The organism is Porifericola rhodea (assembly GCF_030506305.1).
Taxonomy (GTDB): domain Bacteria; phylum Bacteroidota; class Bacteroidia; order Cytophagales; family Cyclobacteriaceae; genus Catalinimonas; species Catalinimonas rhodea.
In genome coordinates this window covers 2,349,469-2,367,500 of the sequence record NZ_CP119421.1, presented here as the reverse complement: position 1 = coordinate 2,367,500, position 18,032 = coordinate 2,349,469, and the positions used below count along the sequence as shown (strand labels likewise).

At 42.4% G+C, this 18,032-nt stretch carries 18 protein-coding genes (1 of these 18 running past the window's edge); 2 read left to right on the top strand and 16 right to left on the bottom strand.

The window, feature by feature from the left end:
* The 3 genes from PZB74_RS09780 to PZB74_RS09770 all read right to left on the bottom strand — a co-directional run.
* Positions 1 to 44, bottom strand: partial view of an NAD(P) transhydrogenase subunit alpha part 2 gene (locus PZB74_RS09780; protein WP_302242413.1) — the 5' portion only. The gene continues 274 nt to the left of window position 1, outside the view; the window shows 44 of its 318 coding nt (coding positions 1-44); its start codon is at positions 42 to 44; the stop codon falls past the left edge of the window.
* Positions 45 to 74: 30 nt separating this feature from the next.
* Entirely contained in the window at positions 75 to 1,175 is a 1,101-nt protein-coding gene (locus tag PZB74_RS09775; RefSeq protein ID WP_302242412.1) for a Re/Si-specific NAD(P)(+) transhydrogenase subunit alpha, read from the bottom strand.
* Between the two features lie 178 nt (positions 1,176 to 1,353).
* On the bottom strand, positions 1,354 to 1,791 hold the full coding sequence (locus PZB74_RS09770; protein ID WP_302242410.1) for an SRPBCC family protein: 438 nt from the start codon (positions 1,789 to 1,791) through the stop codon (positions 1,354 to 1,356).
* 231 nt (positions 1,792 to 2,022) lie between these two features.
* On the opposite strand from PZB74_RS09770, the gene PZB74_RS09765 reads away from it, so the two are divergent.
* A complete protein-coding gene (locus PZB74_RS09765) occupies positions 2,023 to 2,547 on the top strand; it encodes an NADPH-dependent FMN reductase (RefSeq protein WP_302242409.1) in 525 nt (174 codons plus the stop codon).
* Between the two features lie 8 nt (positions 2,548 to 2,555).
* On the opposite strand, the gene ftsZ is transcribed toward PZB74_RS09765, so the two are convergent.
* Genes ftsZ through mraZ form a run of 11 tightly spaced genes read right to left on the bottom strand, consistent with a single transcriptional unit; the run spans position 2,556 to position 15,078 of the window.
* Positions 2,556 to 4,043, bottom strand: coding sequence for a cell division protein FtsZ (gene ftsZ / locus PZB74_RS09760; protein WP_302242408.1), 1,488 nt, complete (start codon positions 4,041 to 4,043; stop codon positions 2,556 to 2,558).
* Positions 4,044 to 4,097: 54 nt separating this feature from the next.
* Positions 4,098 to 5,417, bottom strand: coding sequence for a cell division protein FtsA (gene ftsA, locus PZB74_RS09755; protein ID WP_302242407.1), 1,320 nt, complete (start codon positions 5,415 to 5,417; stop codon positions 4,098 to 4,100).
* A gap of 11 nt (positions 5,418 to 5,428) precedes the next feature.
* On the bottom strand, positions 5,429 to 6,181 hold the full coding sequence (locus tag PZB74_RS09750; protein ID WP_302242406.1) for a cell division protein FtsQ/DivIB: 753 nt from the start codon (positions 6,179 to 6,181) through the stop codon (positions 5,429 to 5,431).
* On the bottom strand, positions 6,178 to 7,323 hold the full coding sequence (gene murG, locus PZB74_RS09745) for an undecaprenyldiphospho-muramoylpentapeptide beta-N-acetylglucosaminyltransferase (protein ID WP_302242405.1): 1,146 nt from the start codon (positions 7,321 to 7,323) through the stop codon (positions 6,178 to 6,180). Before murG ends, PZB74_RS09750 begins: the two co-directional genes overlap by 4 nt.
* Entirely contained in the window at positions 7,323 to 8,456 is a 1,134-nt protein-coding gene (locus PZB74_RS09740) for an FtsW/RodA/SpoVE family cell cycle protein (RefSeq protein ID WP_302242404.1), read from the bottom strand. Before PZB74_RS09740 ends, murG begins: the two co-directional genes overlap by 1 nt.
* A 1-nt stretch (position 8,457) precedes the next feature.
* Positions 8,458 to 9,711 carry a phospho-N-acetylmuramoyl-pentapeptide-transferase gene (gene mraY, locus PZB74_RS09735; protein WP_302242402.1) on the bottom strand — a complete coding sequence of 418 codons (1,254 nt, stop codon included), beginning with the start codon at positions 9,709 to 9,711 and terminating at the stop codon, positions 8,458 to 8,460.
* 29 nt (positions 9,712 to 9,740) lie between these two features.
* A complete protein-coding gene (locus PZB74_RS09730; protein WP_302242401.1) occupies positions 9,741 to 11,225 on the bottom strand; it encodes a UDP-N-acetylmuramoyl-L-alanyl-D-glutamate--2,6-diaminopimelate ligase in 1,485 nt (494 codons plus the stop codon).
* Positions 11,226 to 11,232: 7 nt separating this feature from the next.
* Positions 11,233 to 13,323 (bottom strand): penicillin-binding protein, encoded by a 2,091-nt coding sequence (locus tag PZB74_RS09725; RefSeq protein ID WP_302242400.1) that lies wholly within the window; start codon positions 13,321 to 13,323, stop codon positions 11,233 to 11,235.
* A gap of 11 nt (positions 13,324 to 13,334) precedes the next feature.
* Positions 13,335 to 13,715: an FtsL-like putative cell division protein gene (locus tag PZB74_RS09720; RefSeq protein ID WP_302242399.1), complete on the bottom strand. Its 381-nt coding sequence runs from the start codon at positions 13,713 to 13,715 to the stop codon at positions 13,335 to 13,337.
* A 3-nt stretch (positions 13,716 to 13,718) separates the two neighbouring features.
* A complete protein-coding gene (gene rsmH, locus PZB74_RS09715) occupies positions 13,719 to 14,630 on the bottom strand; it encodes a 16S rRNA (cytosine(1402)-N(4))-methyltransferase RsmH (RefSeq protein ID WP_302242398.1) in 912 nt (303 codons plus the stop codon).
* Positions 14,599 to 15,078 (bottom strand): division/cell wall cluster transcriptional repressor MraZ, encoded by a 480-nt coding sequence (mraZ, locus tag PZB74_RS09710; protein ID WP_302242397.1) that lies wholly within the window; start codon positions 15,076 to 15,078, stop codon positions 14,599 to 14,601. Before mraZ ends, rsmH begins: the two co-directional genes overlap by 32 nt.
* A 458-nt stretch (positions 15,079 to 15,536) precedes the next feature.
* Here mraZ and PZB74_RS09705 point away from each other — a divergent pair, with 458 nt between their 5' ends.
* On the top strand, positions 15,537 to 16,802 hold the full coding sequence (locus PZB74_RS09705) for a TlpA disulfide reductase family protein (RefSeq protein WP_302242396.1): 1,266 nt from the start codon (positions 15,537 to 15,539) through the stop codon (positions 16,800 to 16,802).
* A 65-nt stretch (positions 16,803 to 16,867) separates the two neighbouring features.
* On the opposite strand, the gene PZB74_RS09700 is transcribed toward PZB74_RS09705, so the two are convergent.
* Complete coding sequence (locus PZB74_RS09700) at positions 16,868 to 17,407, bottom strand: DsrE family protein (RefSeq protein WP_302242395.1); 540 nt, start codon at positions 17,405 to 17,407, stop codon at positions 16,868 to 16,870.
* 111 nt (positions 17,408 to 17,518) lie between these two features.
* A complete protein-coding gene (locus PZB74_RS09695) occupies positions 17,519 to 17,923 on the bottom strand; it encodes a hypothetical protein (protein WP_302242394.1) in 405 nt (134 codons plus the stop codon).
* Between the last annotated feature and the right edge of the window lie 109 nt (positions 17,924 to 18,032).

The window sequence follows — 18,032 nt, the reverse complement described above, 5'->3', positions numbered from 1 at the left end:
ACCATTAACAAGTTTTCGCTGATAAAGCTGATGAGTGCATCCATAAAAAGGTAGGATTATGATAGTTTCAGTTTCTATTTTACTTGGTAAACATTCTTTCCCTCCTGTACAATACAGGTACCACTAACCAGAGGGTTTTCCATATCCAGTTGCAGCTCTCCGTCTTTGAGTAGCACTTTAAGGAAGTTGAACACATTTTTTGCAAAGAGCTGACTAGCGTGCATAGGCATCTTAGCTTCTAATGTGGAGTCTCCAATAATAGTAATACCATGATGGCTGATAGTAGCGTCATTCTGTGTAAGCTCACAATTTCCTCCACCAGCAGCCGCGAGATCTACAATAACACTCCCGGGCTTCATGGCTTCTACCATTTCTTTGGTAATAAGAATAGGAGCTTTTTTACCTCTTAGCAATGCTGTAGTAATAATGACATCAGACTTGACCGAGCGATCAAAGATAAGTTCGCGCTGCTTGTTTTTGTATTCCTCTGTTTGCTCAACGGCATATCCACCAGCGGCTTTATCGTCGCGGGCCCCTTCTACTTCTACAAACTTAGCTCCTAAGCTCTGTACCTCCTCTTTTACTGCTGAACGCGTATCAAAAGCTTCCACCACAGAGCCTAATCTCTTAGCAGTTGCAATCGCTTGCAGTCCTGCAACCCCTGCACCTAAAATTAGTACTTTGGCCGGAGGAATACTCCCTGCAGCAGTAGTAAGCATAGGAAAATACCTTGGCAAATGAGTTGCTGCTTCCAGTACTGCACGATAGCCAGCCATTGATGCCATAGACGACAGCACATCTTTGTCCTGTGCCAGGGTAGTCCGTGGCATCATGTCCATACTAAAAACATTAATTGGGAACTTACTCAACTGCTCAGCAATAGCATTGTCTTCATAAGGTCTAAAAGACGAAATTACTGATGCTCCCTGGGGTAAATTAGAGAGCACTTCTTCGGCCGGGGGCCTGATGCTTATAAGTAAAGTAGATTTAGAGATCACCTCAGTTCTGTCACTTATGGTGGCTCCAACTTCCTCATATTCCTGATCAGAAATAAAAGTGTTACTACCTGCGTCTTTCTCGATGAGTAATTGGTTGTGTTCGGTTAGTTTTTTCACTACATCCGGGGTAAGCGCTACCCGGGTATCAGCTTCTTCTTTAAGAACGCCTATAATCATTGGTTTAGCTTAGTTTAGCGTAAACATAAAAATTTGTTACTTAATACATCAGGTATTGCCAAAAAATCTTAATGCATAGAAATGCATTCGCCTTCTTTTAACCTGAGCGTTCTAAATTTAGGCAAAACAAATAGAAGAAAACAACTTTGTGCGGATATGTTAAAAATTTCCTGTTCCGCTAATCTGCAAATACTTTCTTGTAAATAGGCTTTCGGTACAGGAACTGTAAATAAAGTACTGGATAAAGCAAAAAATCAAGAAGAAAAAAAGGAGTCTTAAAGTGTATATCATCTACGATGACCGCCTCGTTATTATACTTAAGTATACGATGTTGATGTTTCCAGTATTTGAGAAAAAAAGGAAGTTTGGTTCCAAAATCTACAAAGTAAAACTCTGTTTCGTTCAGGTGCTCTTCCAGTATTTGGCTAACCCATTTTTGTTTGAATAAAATAAAGCTAAGTTCAAGGGCTACGATGTCATTCTTTTTACAACCATCAAAACGAACAAGCTTAACGGGAGGAAAAGGAGGGTTAAGCCGGAGAAACAGTTGTTCATTAAAACCCTGCATTACTGAAGTATAAGATTGGCTTACCTTGGTGCTGATGCGGATGTTCATTGTTTTTATGTTCAGTCATCATCAAAACTCATACATCTGGCTAACAGTTTTGAGAATGTTGTTTTGCTTACAAATATATTCTCTGCTAATTGCCTCCTATTTACCCTTTATGCTAGTTCTTATTGCGTAAATAAAGTCTGAACCTGTACTTTATTTTCAAGGTTAAAGTATTGTAGAGTTTAACTTTATGCTGAGCGCCACCTATTATTTTAAATATTTAATTTTTTATAGATGATTACGATTGTTGTGGGCACCAACAGAAAAAATGCACTGTCTGCCACTATTGCTGAGTATTACCAAAAAATACTAGCTGAAAAAAACATAGAAAGTCAAATTTTAAGCCTCATAGATCTACCTGCTGATTTTACAGCTACTGCCCTGTATGAGAATAATGGAAAGAATAATAGCTTCAATCTTTTTAGAGAAGCCTTTAATAAACATCAAAAGTTTGTTTTCATTATTCCTGAATACAACAATTCTTATCCGGGGGTGCTCAAAGCGTTTATTGACGGTATGGATTACCCCAGTGGGCTGGAAGGAAAAAAGTGCGCTTTGGTAGGAATATCCGCCGGAGTACAAGGGGCGAGTATTGCCTTAAGCCATTTTACGGATGTGCTCAATTATTTGGGGATGCATGTGCTGGCCCTTAAAGTGAAGATGGGTGAGGTGCATATCCACCTAAAAGAAAATCAGCTTACTCATAAAGTCTACAACGAGATGCTCTATGCGCAAGCTGATCAGCTTATTTCGTTTTAGAAAACGGTTTAGTCTACATTGTCATGTAGAAATTTATTGTTTCCTATGATGTTATCGTCATCATCCAGCGAGTAACGAGATACATTTCTGTCATTGTATGCTGGTGCGCTGTACAGATGAATATTTCTTCTTACATAAGCTGGCTGATTGTAGAAGTCTTCTTTTTTGAAAACATCTTCGTTGTTTTCAGGTGAGCTTATGCTTTTACGCCCTTTGAGTTTGAGCTTACGCTCATAGGCTTCCTTCATCATCAGGTAACGCTTGCTGGATGACATCTCACGAAACAATTTTTCTTCTTCTTCCAGGCGCTCTTTCTCCTGATGCGAGTAATCTTCTTCCGGCTCATCTTCTTCCATTCCTTCTACTTCAAAGGGAGGTGAAGGGGGCGTAGGAGTATTAGAAATATGCTGTGGCGGATTGTCCGGTGGTCCGGCAGCATCCTGCTCATCTTCCTTTTTTATTCGCTGGCTTGAGTCCAGGTCATAAACTCTTTTGGTTTCCTCTTCATCCGTTGGCTCCGGGTCATTGGTAAAACCCGTGGCGATTACAGTTACCATGATGGCATCACCTAGAGTTTCGTCTATACCATGACCGAAGATTACTTCTGCTTCGTCACCCGCCTCAGTCTGTATGTGGTCCGTGATCTCTGTCAACTCATCCATCTGCATCTCTGCCTGCTCACCTGAGCGGATGGATAGTAAGATCTTTCTGGCTCCCTGTATGTTTTTATCATCCAGCAGGGGTGAAGAAAGGGCTTCTTCGGCAGCACGCATGGCCCGATGCTCCCCTTCGGCTTTGGCTGAGCCCATCACGGCGGCTCCTGATCCGGCCATAACGGTCTTCACATCTTCAAAGTCCACATTGATGTAGCCCGGTACGGTAATGATCTCTGCTATACTCTTGGCCGCTGTGGTTAATATGTTGTCTGCCTGTGCAAAGGCATTGGTTAGAGTAAGGTTACCATATACCTCTCTAAGCTTGTCGTTGAGGATCACAATCACGGTATCGCAATTGTTTCTGAGTTCGCGGATACCTTCTTCGGCCGCACGCTGCTTCTTCTTGCCTTCAAAACCGAAAGGCTGAGTTACGATACCTACGGTGAGTATGCCCAGTTCGCGAGCTACTTTGGCAATCTCAGGAGCAGCACCTGTACCGGTACCACCTCCCATACCGGCGGTGATGAACAGCATGCGGGTATCTGTACTCAGGAGTTCGCGTATATCTTCTTTACTTTCTATAGCCGCGGCTTTGCCTTTTTCAGGGTTAGCTCCAGCCCCCAGTCCTCGGGTAAGTTCTCCACCTATCTGTAGCTTGCTAGGTACGGGACTGGTTTCCAAAGCCTGAGCATCGGTATTGCAGATGATAAACTCTACATCTTTGATACCCTGGTTATACATGTGGTTCACAGCATTGCTACCTCCACCACCAACACCTACTACTTTGATTATAGACTTATGTTGAGTGGGTAGATCGAATTCATAACTTTTGTCAGGCATAGTCAAAAGGAGTTTAGTGATTTACCGTGGTTAATTTTTTATAGTTAAGAAAACTTAGTAGTTCTCTTTGTCATCAAAATCGTCAATTAATATTTTTTTAGTCTTTTCCAGCATTCTGCGGAAAAATACTGATCCCTGAGCCTGTTGCTCTTTTTCTTTCTTGGGTTTATTGCCTGGCGTTTCTTTACTTTTTTTACGGATATACTCCATATTACGCTCGTCTATGGCTTTAAACCCCGATAATACCAGGCCCACTGAAGTCGCATACATCGGGCTTTTAACGGTTTCTATTTTACTCTTGCCCATGTACTCGTTAGGGTAGCCTATACGAGCATCAGTAGCACACATAAGCTCACAAAGTTCTTTGGCAAACTGTAGCTGAGAACCACCTCCGGTAACGACAACTCCACCGGCCATTTTATCTTCATAGCCTGAAGAGATAATTTCTGCATGTACCAGTTCAAATATCTCCTGCATACGGGCTTCTATAATGTAAGCCAGATTTTTGAGAGAAATCTCTTTTGGTGGTCGGTCTCTAAGTCCTCGTATAGACACGATCTCGTTAAAGCTTGCCTCCTCGGCTATAGCTTTGCCAAATTTTACTTTTAGCAATTCGGCCTGCTCTTCCATTACTGAGCACCCCTGCTTGATATCCTGGGTAAGGATGTCTCCACCAAAAGGAATGACAGCTGTGTGGCGAATAATACCATCATAGAAAATAGCCATGTCTGTGGTACCGCCTCCAATATCTACCAGACATACTCCTGCTTTCTTTTCCTCTTCGCTAAGTACTGCCAGGCTAGAGGCCAAAGGTTCCAGGATAAGATTTTCAATTTCCAGACCAGCTCGCTTAACGCATTTGTTAATATTATTGATTGCGTGTGTTTGTGCAGTGATAATGTGAAAGTCAGCTTCAAGCTTAACTCCTGACATACCAACCGGATCTACGATACCATCCTCATAATCTACTGTATAATGCTGAGGCATTACATGGATGATCTCACAACCGGGAGGGGTAACGATACGGTACATATCGTTAGTCAGGCGCTCTACATCTTCCATTCTGATTTCATCATCCAGTGAATTGCGTGTGATACTCCCATGATGAATAGAACTTCTAATATGTTGACCTGCAATACCAACATTTACGGTATGGATTTCTATACCTGATTGCTCTTCCGCCTCATGAATTGCTTTTTCAATCGCGCTGATAGTCTTATCAATATTAGTCACAATGCCTCGTCTGACACCTTCTGACTTAGCTTTGCCCATACCCAACACTTCGAGCTTTCCGTATTCGTTTTTGCGACCTACGATGGCACAAATTTTCGTTGTACCTATATCTAGTCCGACAACAATATTTTCTTCTTGCATAGCTTTATTGATTAGTCACACACAATTTGGTCCTGGTACTTCAAGTTTACTTTGTTATAGTAGTTCCATCCTTTACGAGGCAAAACTTGCTCGTAAAAAACGGCTAACTTATTAAATTTCTCTGATATTTTTTCAGCTTTTCCGAATTCAATTAATTGTTTACCTACTTGTGGGTAAAGCATTATATTTCCGTTAGAAGCAATCTCCATTTGGGCAATCTGCGCTTTCCAGAATTTATCCTTATTGATAAAATCAATGAGTTCAAAAATCTGTTGTCCTTCCTCACTTTCTTTTATTTTTTGCTTTAACAGTTTTCCGGTATAACTACCACTGATCAGCATAACCCGAGCAGTGTATTTATCTGATACCGGAAGAATTTCTCCTTCATCGCTAATATAGGCGTCGGGGGCATCGCTCCTTAATATTCTGGCTACCGGCCTATTCTGTATAGTATGTACCAGCAGATTACCTTTTACATCTCTGTACACCTCTGCCTTGTGTACATACTTGTTCATTTCTATTCTGTTTTCCAGAGCTTTTAAGTCCAGTTCCAGATACTTTTTACCAATTACATTATCTGCTCCTGCATTTGTCATGAGCAGTTGTACATCACGCTCGTCTATAAAATAGTTTTCGTAGCGATCATCTACATGGATAAGTACATGCTGACATACTTTTTCACTACGGCGCTTCTCAGTCATGGCTATGATGCTGAGCATGCACAGAGAGAAGAACGCTATCTTTACCCATTTCTTAAATCTCATATCACCAGGGTTTTAGGGTCAATCAGTTTAAGTACTTCCTGAGCTATGTGCTCTGCTGCCCGAGGGCGTGCCATCTTAGCAATGTTTGTCGATAGCTCCTGCTGAAGCTGCTTGTTCTTCAATAGATTTAGCGCAGTGTTTATCATTTGCTCACGAGCATCTCTATCCATTACCATCAGAGCAGCTTCCTGCTTCACTAATGCTTCTGCATTCTTGCGTTGGTGGTCTTCAGCTACATTAGGCGAAGGCACAAATACTGTAGGTTTTTTAACCAATGCCAATTCAGAAATGGCTAATGCTCCGGCTCTGGAAATAACCACATCGGCTGCAGCATAAGCCAGGTCCATTCTACTGAGAAACTCATTAAGCCTGATACCATCATTTGGCGAAATGTTCTCTAGTTTTTCCTTCATCTCTTTGTGGTAAAATTTACCACACTGCCATATAACTTGTGCCCCCTCTTCTACCAGCCTGTTTATACCAGCAATCATACTATCGTTGATTGTTCTAGCTCCCAGGCTGCCTCCTACGACCAGAATAGTTTTTTTATCCGGATTCAGGTTGAAGTATTTAAAGGCTTCTTCTTTTTTTCCAGACAGGCCTTCTGCCGCCAGGTCTACTATATCTTTTCTTACCGGATTGCCGGTAAAAACAATTTTGTTTTCAGGGAAGAACCTATTCATTTCTTCATGCGCCACACATACCTTATTTACCTTGCCTGCCAAAAGCTTATTGGTAAGGCCGGCATAAGAGTTTTGCTCTTGTAAAAGTGATGGAATTTTCTTCCAGCTGGCAGCATACAAAAGTGGTCCACTGGCAAACCCTCCAACACCTACTACAGCATCTGGCTGAAAATCTGAGAGTATAGCTGAGGAGCGAAAAAGGCTGGAAGTGACTTTTAATGGGAAAGCCAGGTTATCTAAAGTCAGCTTACGTTGTATTCCACTTATCCACAACCCAATAATTTTATAGCCAGCTTCAGGCACTTTCTGCATTTCCATTCTGCCTTTTGCTCCTACAAAAAGAATTTCGGTATCAGCGTGCAAAGACTGTAACGCATGCGCAATGGCAATAGCAGGATAGATATGCCCTCCGGTGCCTCCACCACTAATAATTATGCGATATGGTCTGCTCGATGCCATTATACTCTTTGATAGTTTATTTCTTCCTGTTCTTCTGTTTGCTTACTTGTACTCAGGATAATTCCTAAAGCTACTCCGGTAAATAGTAGAGAAGTTCCCCCCATACTTACTAATGGTAAGGGTAGCCCCGTAATAGGCCCCAGCCCCACAGCTACTCCCATATTAATCATTGCTTGTATTACAATTGCAAAGCTTAAGCCGGCGGACAGCAAGCCGCCAAAAGCTCTATCGCTTTTAGAAACGGCCTGCATACCACGGTAAAGCAGAGTTAAATACAAAAAGATCACTACAACTCCCCCTACTAAACCATATTCTTCTATAATAATCGCAAAAACAAAATCTGAGTATGAGTGTGGCAAAATATTGCGCTGGTCACTGTTTCCCCATCCTTTTCCTTTTACCCCACCGGTAGCAATTGCGATATACGACTGCACCGCCTGAAAGGGCTCTTCTTTACGATCTATAAAATTCTCCAATCTACTTTTAGCCGTTTCAGCGCGCTGCCCCAGAAAGAGAGCCGCACTTCCGAATAGCCCGCCTACCAGTACCAGCATAAAAAGGTACTTAACAGGCACTCTGCCTATAAACATTAATAGCATACAGGTAGAAAAAAGCATTACTGAGGTAGATATATCTGATAAGGCTATTAGCGCACATATACTACCACACCAGCATAATACAGGTATTAGGGTAGCACGCAAATTTGTAATTGCCTGCTGACGACGCGAAAGCATACCTGCCAAATGCGTGATCAGAGCCAGCTTAGCCAGGTCTGAGGGCTGAAAAGCCTGGTTTACCAATGGAATGGTAATCCAACGCGAAGCCTGATTGATATTATCTCCATACATCCAGGTAAATAGCAATAGCGGTACTGATAACCAGAGCGCTAGCGTAGATAGCCTGGCAAATATTCTATAGTTAGCCTTGTGCACCACATACATTACTCCGAGGCTAATTATTAGCAGAAATGTATGTTTAAAGAGGTAGTACTCTGTATTCCCTCCCTGCAGACGATAGGCCAGTGTACTGGTAGAGCTATACACAACCAACACACCCGTAGCAGACAGTAGGAGTACTACCATCCAGATCATGGGGTCGCCGTGTAAGTATCGCTTTGCCAATATTCTGATCATACTATCGTACTTTTAAGGTTACTAGTGTTAGTATAGCTAACATGATGCCTGCCAGCCAGAATCGAGTGACAATTTTTGCTTCATGCAAACCTTTTTTCTGATAGTGGTGATGCAAGGGAGACATTTTGAAAATCCTCCTTCCTTCACCATATTTTTTCTTGGTATACTTAAAATATGACACCTGCATAATTACCGATAGATTTTCTATCAGGAAGATGCCACATAGCACCGGAATTAATAATTCTTTTCTTACTGCCAGGGCCAGCACCGCAATGATCCCTCCGATGGAAAGGCTTCCGGTATCTCCCATAAACACCTGTGCAGGGTAAGAGTTATACCATAAAAAGCCTACACAGGCCCCTACAAAGGCAGTGGTAAAAATTACCAGTTCACCCAAACCTGGTATGTACATAATATTAAGGTACTGCGAAAAGCGCAGGTTACCAGACACATAAATAAAGATGGCTAAGGCAATACCAATAATGGCCGAAGAGCCGGCAGCCAGCCCGTCTATTCCATCTGTAATGTTTGCTCCGTTAGACACCGCCGTAATAATAAATGTAACTATGGTCAGGTAAATGATCCAGGTAAAGCGGTCGTCTACCTGTATCAGCCCAAAGGTGATAAAGGAAATAAAGTTGTTATAATCGGCTTCGTTTCCTTTTACAAAGGGGATAGTAGTTTTGGTAGCACGAACATCTTCATAGGCAGACGCCGGTATATCCATAGCCGGATTATCTGAGGACGAAATAGTTTCCAGCACTTTCTCGTCAAACTCACGCACTACTACATCTTCATGAAAGATAAGCGTAAGCCCTACAATGAGGCCCAAACCTACTTGACCCACAATTTTGAAGCGACCAGCCAGTCCTTCTTTATTCTTTTTGAATACTTTAATGTAGTCATCCAGAAAGCCTACAAGCCCCATCCATACAGTAACGACCAGCACCAATATGACATAAATATTTTCCAGACGTGCAAATAGCAAAGTAGGAATAATAATAGCGGCCAGAATGATAAGCCCACCCATAGTAGGAGTACCTTTCTTCTGCATTTGTCCTTCAAGCCCTAAATCTCTGATTTCTTCACCCACCTGCTTTCTGTGTAGCATATTGATGAGCTGCTTACCAAAAGTAATGGTAATGATCAGAGATAACAGTATTGACATACCTGCTCTGAAAGAGAGGAACTGAAACAGCCCCGCCCCTGGCAGATCAAATTCGTGATTCAGATAGTCAAACAAATAATACAGCATAGTCTTTTATTTGGGCTTGAGCTTAAGCGCTACTTACCTTTTTGTATTTGCACGAATACTTCTTCTATGACCTGAAAGTCGTCAAAGTCGTGTTTAACTCCATTAATCTCCTGATAGGTTTCGTGTCCCTTACCTGCTACGAGCACAATATCCCCTGCCTGCGCCATCATGCAGGCAGTGCGTATTGCTTCCTTACGGTTAGTAATAGACAGCACCTTATTATAATTAGAGGAGCCTACTCCAGCACGCATATCTTCAATAATCTGATCTGGGTCTTCGCTTCTTGGGTTGTCAGAAGTAAAGATGACCTTATCAGCATAGCGAGTAGTGATAGCCGCCATTTTAGGTCGTTTAGTTTTATCGCGGTCACCACCACAGCCTACCACACATATCACCTGCTCGTTCTTTGTACGCACATTCTGAATGGTCATCAGTACATTTTCAAGAGCGTCGGGTGTATGCGCATAGTCTACAATAGCCGTAATGCCATTGGGCGAAATCACCTGCTCAAATCTCCCTCGAGCAGGGTTAACATCAGAAAGCTGTGTAAGTACGTCTTCGGGGTTCTCTCCCAGCAGTATGCCTACTCCATAGGCGGCCAGCAAATTATATGCATTAAAGTCGCCAATCAGCTTGAACCAAACGTGCTGCGAAGGTATATCTTTTCCTCCAATTTCCATCTCCAAACCCTGCAATGAATTAGACAGTACTTTAGCTTTGTAGTCGCTGGCACCCTTGAGAGAAAAAGTATGCTTTGCTGCCTTGGTATTTTGCAGCATAATGCTTCCTCTTTTATCATCAGAATTTACCAGCGCAAAAGCGTCGGATGGCAGGCCATCAAACAGCTTCTTTTTGGCATTTATGTAATTCTCAAAAGTGTGGTGGTAGTCCAGATGATCGTGCGTAATGTTGCTAAACACAGCACCTGCATACTGGATTCCAGCTATTCTTTTCTGCTCTATGGCATGCGAGCTAGACTCCATAAAACAATGCGTACAGCCCTCTTTTACCATTTGTGCCATGAGCGCATTTAGCTGTACCGCATCTGGCGTAGTATGGGTAGCCGGTATTATTTTGTCGTTAATTTTATTATTGACGGTGGATAGCAAGCCCGTATTATAGCCCAGCTTAATAAAAAGTTGCTGAAGTAGTGTTACTATCGTGGTTTTACCATTGGTACCCGTAATGCCCACTACCTTCATTTTCGATGAAGGATTACCATAAAAGTTAGAAGCCATGATACCTAGAGCTTCTGCGCTATTTTCTACCTGCACATAGGTAACACCCTCTTGCAGAGTCTCTGGCATCTGCTCACATATAATGGCGGTCGCTCCCTTCTCCACTGCCTGAGCCATAAACTGATGCCCATCTACCTGGGTACCGCTAACCGCTACAAAAGCGCTTCCAGCCTCTACTTTGCGAGAGTCAAAAGCAATAGAAGTCACTTCTATAGAAGTATCGCCTACTGCAGAGCGGAGGGAAACCTTATATAATATGTCTTTCAGTATTGCCATTTATCTTCTAGCCTAATTGTAAAATAATCTTGCTTCCTTTAATCACTTTATCTCCCGGATCCTGAGATTGTTTAATTACCCTTCCACTACCCTGGTAACTGACACGTAGACCGCGATTTTCCAATAAAAAGATCGCATCTCTCATAGTCATTCCCTTTACATCAGGAATGTACTCGTAGGAAGCAGTACTTTCTTTCCAGTTAATTTTGTTTCCTGCGCGTTTGGCGCGTACCCATTCTGCAGCATCGGTAGGAGTATGTTCAATACCCAGGTTGGCAAGTATAGTTTGTAAGTCATCATACCTACCTGCCTGAATTACCGGAAATACTCCTTCTTCTTTGGCAAACTGCTGAGGAAGCGGCTCGTGTATCTCCAGATCAGTCGCATATATTTTATCTGCAATATTTTTGAAGACAGGCGCAGCTACACTACTACCGTACTGATGAAAGCCTTTAGGATTGTCAATCACTACTATGCAGCTATACTTGGGCGCATCTGCCGGAAAATAACCTGCAAAGGACGTGTAGTATTTGCGAGTGTAGCGGCCGTTTTTCAACTTCTGCGCCGTACCCGTTTTACCTGCTATTTTGTAAAAGTCGTTTTTAATATTGCTAGCAGTACCATATTCTACTACACTCTCCAACATAATCTTTACTTTCTCCAGAGTTTCGCGAGAGCATATCTTGTCATTCAGCACCACACTTTCATACTCTTCCACCTTATCATCGGCCTGCTTCACTGACTTTACAATAATAGGCTGCACCATTCTTCCCTGGTTAGCAATCGCATTATAAAAAGTAAGCACCTGCAAAGGCGTAAGCTTAAGCTCGTAGCCGATAGACATCCAGGGTAAAGAAACACCACTCCAGCTTTTGTCTCCAGGGCGTTTCACATAGGGCGTACCCTCTCCTTTAATCTGAAAACCTACTCTATCGGTTAGTCCCATACTCTGGATATAGTCTATAAAGCGCTCCGGCTTAAGTCCAAAGTGATGGTTAACCCAACGTGATATTGCAATGTTTGAAGACTGAGCAAATGCATCTTTAAAGCTGATCATGCCATAACCACCGTATTTATGGTCAGTCATCACTCTATCGTAAAATTCAAACTGTCCATCACCAGCATCTATACTATCGTTAAGGCTGAGCTGAGCCTCTTCCATGAGTGCAATTACAGATGCGAGCTTAAAAGTTGAGCCGGGTTCAGTAAGACCGCCCACAGCGTAATTATAACTCTCACCATAATTACCATTACTATAGCGAGTTAGGTTAGAGATTGCTTTAATTTGCCCGGTAGCCACTTCCATCACTACTGCTAAACCATAGTCAGCCTCATGCTCTATGAGTGCATTCATGAGGGATGACTGAGCCACATCCTGAATATTAACATCTATAGTACTGACAATATCATAACCGGCAACGGGCTTAACCTCACTACCATCATATATAGGTCGCCAATAGCTACCTGCCATTTTCTGAAACAACCCTTTACCATCTCTACCGGCCAGTTGCTCATTAAAACTGTACTCCAGCCCGGCACCTTTATTATTTTCGTTGATATGCCCGATAGTACGTGCCCCTAAAAAAGCAAAGGGCTTATAACGCTCATTTACTTTCTCAAAGATTACCCCACCTCTGTATTTACCCTCGCGAAAGATGGGCCATTTCTCCATCTCCTTTTTATTGAGGTAATTAATCTTATTTCTGTTGAGGATCATGTACTGGCGGTTACGAGCACGAGCATTCAGGATTCTGCGCTTGTACTCCACCGGCTGATGATCTTTGAAGTAGCGTGACAGCAACAATGAAAGCGAATCTATAGAAGACTCCATAAGCTCATTGCTGGCAATAGAAGGATCAAAAGCTACGCGATAGAATGGCAAAGAGGTAGCCAGCAGGCTGCCATCTTCGGCATAGATGTTACCCCTTACCGCAGGCACCGTCTTGTACTGTAGGTTAATCTCTTCTGCCATAGCCTTCCACTTATCTCCTTCTACAAACTGAATTTCAGCCATGCGAAAGAAGATCGCTAATGCGAAGAGGAAAACCAGCAAAAAGGCTATCCTAACCCTGAGCAATATGGATCTTTTGATACTCACGCTACTATCTACTATTCTTCTATAATTATCTTATGTGGGGGTGTGGCGCTTTCTTCCAGCCCCATTTTCTCTACTCTTTTGGCTACCTCAGACTGCTTGCTTTCAAACATGTAGTCAGCCTTAAGGGTCGTATAATTTGCACGCAAGTCTTCCACCTCATCTTCCAGCCGGTTGATCTTGCGTATTGTTTTTTCTGCATAATGATTGTTACCTATATAGAATAAGCCCAGGCATGTAAAGAAGAGTACGTAGGGCACAAAGCGTACGGGCAGACCACTATCAAATGAAGTATCTACCTTCAGCAACTTATCTATTTTGGTGAACAGACTCTCGCCTTTAGGCTTGGTCTCTTTTGTTTTTATCTTATACCTGTTTTTTACTGCTGTTTTCATAGCTTAGCGTTTTTCAGCAATTCTTAATTTTGCACTTCTCGCCCTACTGTTTTCCTTGATCTCCTCAGCGGAGGGTATCAGGGGCTTTTTGTTTACAGCTTTGAGAGGCAGTTGTGCGTTTCCGTAAAAATCTTTTTCTACCTCTCCATATAGTTTTCCTTTGTTGATGATGTTTTTTACCAGCCTGTCTTCCAGCGAATGGTAGGAAAGAATTACTAACCTTCCACCGGGCACGAGCAGCTCAACAGCCTGCTCCAGCATTTCTTCCAGCGCCTTAATTTCATCGTTCACCTCTAACCTTAACGCCTGAAACACCTGTGCGTAGTATTTAGCCTCCCTGCCTTTTGGTGCAAATTTGATTAATACCTGCTTAAGTTCTTCTACCGTTTCTATCGGATGGTTTACTCTGGCAGCTACAATAGCCTGCGCTAAAGTTCTGGCATTTTTTACCTCGCCGTACATTCCCAGAAGCTGATGGAGCTCGCGCTCGCTATATTTGTTTACAACTTCCTTTGCGGTACGCTGTCCCTGCTGATCCATGCGCATATCCAACTCAGCCTCAAAGCGAGTGGAGAAGCCGCGGTCCGGCACATCAAACTGATGAGACGAAACACCAAGATCGGCAAGAATACCATCCACCTGGCTTACACCATGTAGTTTTAGGTAGCGCTTCAGATGCCTGAAGTTTGACTGAATAAAAGTGAGCGCCATGCCTTCTGCATTGGCGGCCGCATCCTGATCCTGATCAAAAGCGAAGAGCCTTCCGCCCTCCAGCTTCTCTAGTATGGCTGAGCTATGCCCACCCCCACCGAAGGTAAGATCCACATAGGTTCCTCCGGGCTTCCATACCAGGCCGTCTACACTTTCTTTTAGAAATACTGGCTTATGATACATCGCTTTCGTCGGTGTTACCATTGTGTTCTTTATGCAAATGCTTTTGCGCTAAATCAGAATACTCTACCGGATCGTTAATCAGGTAATCATCATAGGTTACTGGATTCCAAATTTCCAGCACTTTACCATTTCCTGCTATTATCGCCTCTCGTCCGAGGCGTGCATACTGTGCCATTCGTCGGGGTATTAAAAATCTCCCCATGTTGTCCAACTCTACTTCCACACTCCCTCTAAAAAAATTTCGTTGCAGTCTTCTTTGCTCCTCATTGAAACTACTCAGCGAAGAGAACTTTTCGTAAACCTTGTTGTACTCATCGATGGTGTAGATAATTAGACAAGGTTCAAAACCCTGACTAAGTACAATCTCATGCTTAGAGCACTCGGGCAGTTTTGCTTTAACCTTGGCAGGAAGCAAAAGCCGCCCCTTGGCGTCCATCTTGCATTCGTACTCACCGGTGAATATTGCCATGTAATAAACGTCAAAGAAAACTGCTATCTGAAACAAACTTAATAAAAGTTATGATAACTTCCTCCACTTCTTCCCACTTTTTACCACGCTTTTTTACAATTTTTTACCTCTAAATCTTACGTTTTTAGGGGTTTTTGGGCATTATACTTATTAAAAGTACAAAATGACACTTTAATCTAACATATGTTATTATTTATTATTTCATGTTATCACTTAGGTAAGTTTTTGATAACAAGGGTTATTGGATACCCGCCCCATTGCTGGTTTTGCAGGGGGAAAAAGAATCTATATTAGTATTAGATTTTTGGACCCGGCAAGGTGTGAGATGCAGAAGAGCCCAAAGCAAAAAAATAATCACAATCCAATTCAACCTCGGTGAATTTCTTACTTTTATATCATCTTTTTGGCGCGTCTTAACGTATCTATTTCTCAGTTTTAAACTATCAGATTACTACAAAATGAGCAAATTTACCCACCCAATGTATCATATTTTTCTTACATATATAAGCATATTCGCACTCCTTTTTTCAGCTTGCAACAGCCCTCAGACCGGCTCAGAAACTCCGGTTCTGGAGGAAGGAATCTGGCGTGCGGAGCTTAATGTACAAGGTCAAATGCTTCCATTTACTTTTGAGTTGAGCCAGACCGACAGTAGCAACTACAGTGTACAGCTGATCAATGGTGAAGAACGACTCTTGATTGATGAAGTAGAACTGGAAGGCGATTCATTGACTATACCTATGAATTTTTTTGATACGCAGATTAGCGCGGTGGTAAAAAAGGGAAAACTTGAGGGCCACTTTATTAAAAACTACGCTGAAGACTATCGCCTCCCTTTTAGTGCGCAGCAGGGGGAAAATTATCGCTTTGCTAAAGAAGACACAGAAAATTATCAGGATTTTGGAGGAAAGTGGGAAGTGCAGTTCGCAGATGATTCTATCATCTCCGTAGGCATATTTAAGCAGAACGGCAGCCGGGTGCAGGGCTCATTCCTTACTGCCACAGGCGACTATCGTTTTCTGGAGGGAAATGTAGAAGGAAGCACCATGAAACTTAGTGCTTTTGATGGTGAACATGCTTTTCTTTTTGAAGCTCGCATGCAGGAAGATAATAGCCTGAAGGGCGACTTTTGGTCTGGGAAAAGCTACCACACAGAATGGACAGCCAAACCTAATGCCGAGGCTGAGCTACCTGATGCCAATAAACTAACTTATTTGAAAGAGGGCTACGACCAGCTAAGCTTTAGCTTTCCTGATCTGGAAGGCAAAAGTGTTTCGCTAAGCGATGAAAAGTATCAGAACAAAGTAGTGATTGTACAGCTCTTTGGTACCTGGTGCCCCAACTGTATGGACGAGACTAAATTTTTAGCTGATTGGTATCGTCAACATCAGGAGGAGCCTGTAGTGATAATAGGACTAGCTTACGAGCAAAAAGACGATTTTGACTATGCCAGTAGCCGGGTAAAAAAAATGATTGAAAAGCTAGATGTGGGTTACGATTTTCTGATCGCAGGCACCTCTGACAAAGAGGAAGCCGCGAAAACACTACCCATGCTCAATCGCGTCATGTCTTTTCCTACGACAATCTTTATTGATAAAAAAGGAGAGGTTAGAAATATACATACCGGCTTTAGTGGGCCAGGTACGGGCGTTTACTACGAGCGCTTTGTAGAAGATTTTAATATCCTAATGGATAAGCTACTCAAAGAGGAGACTGATGCCTAGCCTAAAAAAAGGAAAGCTGAGTAATTTAAGTATAGAGTCGCTCCACAACGGAGCGACTTTTTTCTTTAATAGAACTTGAGCAAAGCATAACCTTTGAGTTGGTATTCGGTGAGTAGTGTCATAGCAGAAAAAGAGACTTTGATATCTGGGTGCAGTGGCTCCTGAGCATAGCCACGCCCAATAAGAGACTGACCACATACATACAGCTCTACTCCTGCATCAGTTAATGCCTGAATCAGCTGATCGTTAGGATTATCTACTCCAAACTCTTTACGGTAAGCGTTATTAGACAAAACCAATGGTGTAGCTGCACTATGTACTACCGCTGCTACTTTCATGTTTTCTATGGGCACCCCACCCTGTACATGCAGATTAAGAGTACGAGCGATATTATTGAGTGCACGATTTACTTCTTCGGATGTTTCGGCTCCCTCTGTGAGATCGATAACAAGCTTGTATTCCAATTGAGGATCTGGACGCTTGTCCGCCTCCGGTATATCATAGATTCCGCCAAACTCTTTTACAGCAGGGTTGTGCTTCTGCTGTGCATAGCTACTAAAGGTTAAGAAAAAGAGAAAGGCAGTAAAGAGAAAGGGTCTTATCATAGTAAATGGTTTTGCCAATGATACTAATTTTCATCAGAGTTGTGGCAAAATACAGTATGGCAAATAAAAAAAGGCTCCCGTAGGAGCCTCTTTCATCTGCTTACCAATAAACTAACCTAACTGCTTAACTAGCTTTACGATTTTATCCTGAGTGGCTTTATCGGTATAGTTGCTATCTTCCATTTTACCTAAACGTATACTTTTACTATAGGCCTCTACTGCTTTCTGAGGGAGCTTATTTTTAGCATAGTAGTCGCCCAGCACTTTTAGGTTATAAGAAGTCTCTTTAATCTCTACTGACTTTTTGATCCATTCGGAAGCTTCTTTGAGGTTTACATTTTTCTTGATACACTTCTCTGCTGATATCGCATAAGTATGCCAGTCATCGGGGCTGGCGGAGTTTACAGCCTGCCTTGCTTTTTCTGTTGTTTTATCCACTTTTACATTAGCAAATGCGCTTATACTTACAAATATGGCTACTAATGCTAGGGTTAGAGTTTTGGTAATTGCTTTCATGACTTCTGAAATTAGGGTTAATAAAAAAGTTAATGTTATTTGATATCCCTAAAGGCCAATGATATGCCAAAAACGTAATCTACTGATATTCAAACCCTTGACACAAATG